Annotated in this window: 4 protein-coding genes; 3 read left to right on the top strand and 1 reads right to left on the bottom strand. The window is 59.2% G+C overall.

Features of this window, described 5'->3' with window-relative positions:
• Positions 1-72 precede the first annotated feature (72 nt).
• Complete coding sequence (locus tag PMI23_RS14815; protein ID WP_007911011.1) at positions 73-936, bottom strand: universal stress protein; 864 nt, start codon at positions 934-936, stop codon at positions 73-75.
• Positions 937-1092: 156 nt separating this feature from the next.
• On the opposite strand from PMI23_RS14815, the gene PMI23_RS14810 reads away from it, so the two are divergent.
• The 3 genes from PMI23_RS14810 (at position 1093) to PMI23_RS14800 (ending at position 3941) form a co-directional block, all read left to right on the top strand.
• Positions 1093-1701 (top strand): tRNA-(ms[2]io[6]A)-hydroxylase, encoded by a 609-nt coding sequence (locus PMI23_RS14810; protein WP_007911009.1) that lies wholly within the window; start codon positions 1093-1095, stop codon positions 1699-1701.
• Positions 1702-1946: 245 nt separating this feature from the next.
• Positions 1947-2654 (top strand): response regulator, encoded by a 708-nt coding sequence (locus tag PMI23_RS14805; RefSeq protein ID WP_007911007.1) that lies wholly within the window; start codon positions 1947-1949, stop codon positions 2652-2654.
• Positions 2655-3941, top strand: a complete 1287-nt coding sequence (locus tag PMI23_RS14800) for an ATP-binding protein (RefSeq protein WP_007911005.1) — start codon at positions 2655-2657, stop codon at positions 3939-3941.
• Positions 3942-4047: the final 106 nt, after the last annotated feature.

Below are 4047 nucleotides of genomic sequence, written 5' to 3'. Positions count from 1 at the left end.
AGCGTGCCGCAGCTCCTACATGGGAATGCGTTCTACCTGTAGGAGCTGCCGAAGGCTGCGATCTTTTGATCTTTAATGCTTCACCGCCAACTCCACCAGATGATCTTCAACCTCCTGCGGTTTGAGCACCAGCACATCGCTCTCCAGTGCATCCAGCACAACTTCCGCCGTATTGCCGATCAATGCCCCGGACAACCCGGTACGCGCCACCGTGCCGATCACGGTCACCGCCGCCTGCAGCTTGTGCGCCATAAACGGGATCAACACATCCGCCGGGCCTTCCTCGATGTGCAGATGTTCATCATCGACATCGAATTCCGCCTGAAACGCCCGGCATTGCTCGCGATAACGCGCCTCGATCGTTTCACTCAGTTGCAGCGTCGGGTCCGCCGCCGACAGCATCGGCGATGGATGTGCCGCGATCACATGCAAATGCGCCTTGGCCAGACTGGCAATGTCGTAGCCATGATCAATGATCGTCGTGTGCAAATGCCGGTGCTCACCATCGGCATTGCCCACGTCCACCGCCGCCAGAATCACTTTGTCCTTCCAGGAACCTGCGGTTTTCACCAGCAACACCGGGGTAGGGCAGTGGCGCAAGAGCTTCCAGTCCGCCGGGGTCAGCAGGGCTTTTTTCAGTGAGCTGTCGGGGAAATGCTGCTTGATCACCAGCCCGCAACCCTCGGCTTGCTGCACATCGATGATGGTTTCGTGCAGGCTTTCATTCCATGCCTGTTCGGTGGTCACGCTGTAGCCGTCGGCCACCAGCGCAGCCTTGAGTACGCCAAGCATGCCGGCGTGGTCGTGTTTCCTGTCGCACACCAACAGGTGCAGGTGGGCCTGGGTTACGCCGGCGATCAACTTGGCGCGCTTGAGCGCCAGGCTTTCCGAATGTTCGGGTTCGATGACCACCAGAATGCTGCGAATGGCTTGCATGAGCGGAGTCTCCAAAGAAAAGGCACGGCGTTGCACAACTATAGTTGCTGCTCGATCGTGTGCGACTTGATGCATATCAACGCCAGCCGCTGGTGGTCTGCGGACAGGCCGGTATAATCGGCGCCCTTCGCTCGAACACCTTTTACCGTGAGCCCCATGATCCTTCCCGAAATCCACGAATTCCTTGGCTGCCGCACCCCCGACGCCTGGGTTCAGGCCGCCCTGGCCGATCAGGAAACCCTGCTGATCGACCACAAGAACTGCGAGTTCAAGGCTGCCAGCACCGCCCTGAGCCTGATTGCCAAGTACCATTCCCACGTCGACCTGATCAACATGATGTCGCGTCTGGCCCGGGAAGAACTGGTGCACCACGAGCAGGTCATGCGCATCATGAAGCGGCGCAAGATCGAACTGCGCCAGCTCCACGCCGGTCGTTACGCCTCGAGCTTGCGTAAGGTGGTGCGCAGCCATGAGCCGGTGAAACTGGTGGATACGCTGGTGGTCGGCGCTTTTATCGAAGCGCGCAGTTGCGAGCGGTTCGAAGCGCTGGTGCCGCATTTGGACGAAGAACTCGGCAAGTTTTACTTTGGCCTGCTGAAAAGCGAGGCGCGGCATTTTCAGGGTTATCTGAAACTGGCCTATCAGTACGGCGATGCGAAGGATATTGCTCAGGTCATCGAGAAAGTCCGCGCCGCCGAGCAGGAATTGATCGAGTCGCCGGACGAAGAATTCCGCTTCCACAGCGGTGTGCCTGCCACCGCATGACTCCGTGTAGGAGTTGCCGAAGGCTGCGATCTTTTGCTTTTGACGAAGCCGGATCAAAAGATCGCAGCCTTCGGCAGCTCCTACAGATGTAGCGATCAGTGCATGAATGTTAAAAACTCTTAAGAGTATGAAACATCACCGAAAACCGGCCCAAGCGGCCGGTTTTTGCTGCCTGAAACAAACGCCTGCGCCATGAAAGCCGCCATAATGCCGACCACTTCACACAAGGGCGGCAGACGGGCGTTATGGATAACCTGGGTTTTGGCAAAGTCCTGTTGGTGGAAGACGATGAGCGTCTGGCGGCGTTGATCGCCCACTTTCTCGAACAACACGGCTACGAGGTGCGTACGGTGCATCGTGGAGACCTGGCCGTGGCTGCCTTTCTGGAATTCAAGCCGAAAGTCGTGGTGCTCGACCTGATGCTGCCGGGGCAGAGCGGTCTGCACGTATGCCGGGAAATTCGCAGCGTGTCGGACACACCGATCGTGATCCTGACCGCCAAGGAAGACGATCTCGACCATATCCTCGGTCTGGAATCCGGCGCCGATGACTACGTGATCAAACCGATCAAGCCGCCGGTGTTGCTGGCCCGATTGCGGGCGTTGCAACGGCGGCAGGTGCCGGACAGCAACGTGGTGAGTTTTATGGAGTTTGGCCAGTTGAGCGTTGACCGCAGTTGCCGTGAAGTGCGGCTGGCGGGCGAGGTCATCGAAATGACCACCATGGAATTCGAGCTGCTGTGGTTGCTGGCCAGCGCCGCCGGCAAAGTGCTGTCACGCGACGACATCCTCAATCGCATGCGCGGGATTGCCTTCGACGGCCTCAACCGCAGCGTCGACGTGTACATCAGCAAATTACGCAACAAACTCAAAGACAATCCCCGCGAGCCGATGTGCATCAAAACCGTGTGGGGCAAGGGTTATCTGTTCAATCCGTTCGCGTGGGAGTTGTAGATGCTGCGGTTATTTCTCGGGCTGTTTCTGGTCATGACGTTGGGTCTGGTGCTGGCCTTGCAGACGGTCGAGCGCACCTTTGATGCCTTGCTCGATTATCAGATGCAGGACTACAACCGTGAGGCCGTGCGCGGCCAGGCATGGACATTGGGCCAGCAGTTGCGTGACCTCGACGGCACCGCCCGGGAAAAGCAACTGGAAACGATCCGCCCGCATTACGGTTTGGGGCTGACGCTGGTCGATACCACTGAACTGGCCCTGAGCGACGAGGAAAAAGCCGAACTGGCCAAAGGGCTGCTGGTGATCCGCGACCAGTACAACCAGTACATTTCCGCGATTGATGAGGGGCCGCAGTTGCTCAGCATCCGCTTGCCGGCCGAGCCGAGCCTGATGCCGTTCTACATCGCCGCTGCCTACCTGATGATCGCCGTGCTGATCGGCATCGTGCTGTTTTTCTGGGTACGTCCACACTGGCGCGATCTGGAGAAACTGCGCCTGGCTGCCGAGCGTTTCGGCGACAACGATCTGTCGGTGCGCATTCAACTGTCGAAACGCTCGAACATCCGCGATCTGGCCGAGCACTTCAACTTGATGGCCGCACGCATCGAAGGCCTGATCGCCAACCAGCGTGAGCTGACCAACGCCGTGTCCCACGAACTGCGCACGCCGATTGCGCGGCTATCGTTTGAACTCGACCAGCTCAAACAGCAGCCGGACGCCAGCCAGAACCGCGAGCTGATTGCCGACATGTACGCAGACCTTGGTGAACTGGAGGAGATGGTTTCCGAATTGCTCACCTACGCCAGCCTTGAACGTGGCGCGACGGTGATCAAACGCGAAAACATCCAGGCTGCCAATTGGCTTGATAGCGTGGTTGGCAGCGTGGCGCTGGAGGCCGAAGCGGCGGGGGTGCAGTTGCTGATCGGTGATTGCCGGCTCGACACCGTGCGCATTGAGCCGCGATTCATGGCGCGGGCGGTGATCAATCTGCTGCGCAACGCGATTCGCTATGCCGAGCAACGCGTTGAAGTGTCGCTGGTGCGCACCGGCGACTATTACGAAGTGCGGGTCAACGACGATGGACCGGGGGTGCCGGTGCACGGGCGAGAGAAGATCTTTGAGCCGTTTTCGCGGCTGGATGCCAGCCGGGATCGCCGCACCGGCGGGTTTGGTTTGGGCCTGGCGTTGGTGCGCCGGGTCTCGCAGTCGCATGGCGGGCAGGTTGAAGTGGGGGATTCTCCCTGGGGTGGAGCGTCGTTCCGGATGACCTGGGCGCATCTGGATTAGTTCTGTGGCTTGTGCCGGCCCCTTCGCGAGCAGGCTCGCTCCCACATTGATTTATGGCGCCGATTGGATTTTTGTCACACACAAAACCTGTAGGAGCTGTCGAGTG

It is taken from the genome of Pseudomonas sp. GM24 (assembly GCF_000282235.1).
GTDB lineage: Bacteria > Pseudomonadota > Gammaproteobacteria > Pseudomonadales > Pseudomonadaceae > Aquipseudomonas.
The sequence above is the reverse complement of the archived record's forward strand: the minus strand, read 5'-3'. Positions and strand labels throughout refer to the sequence as shown.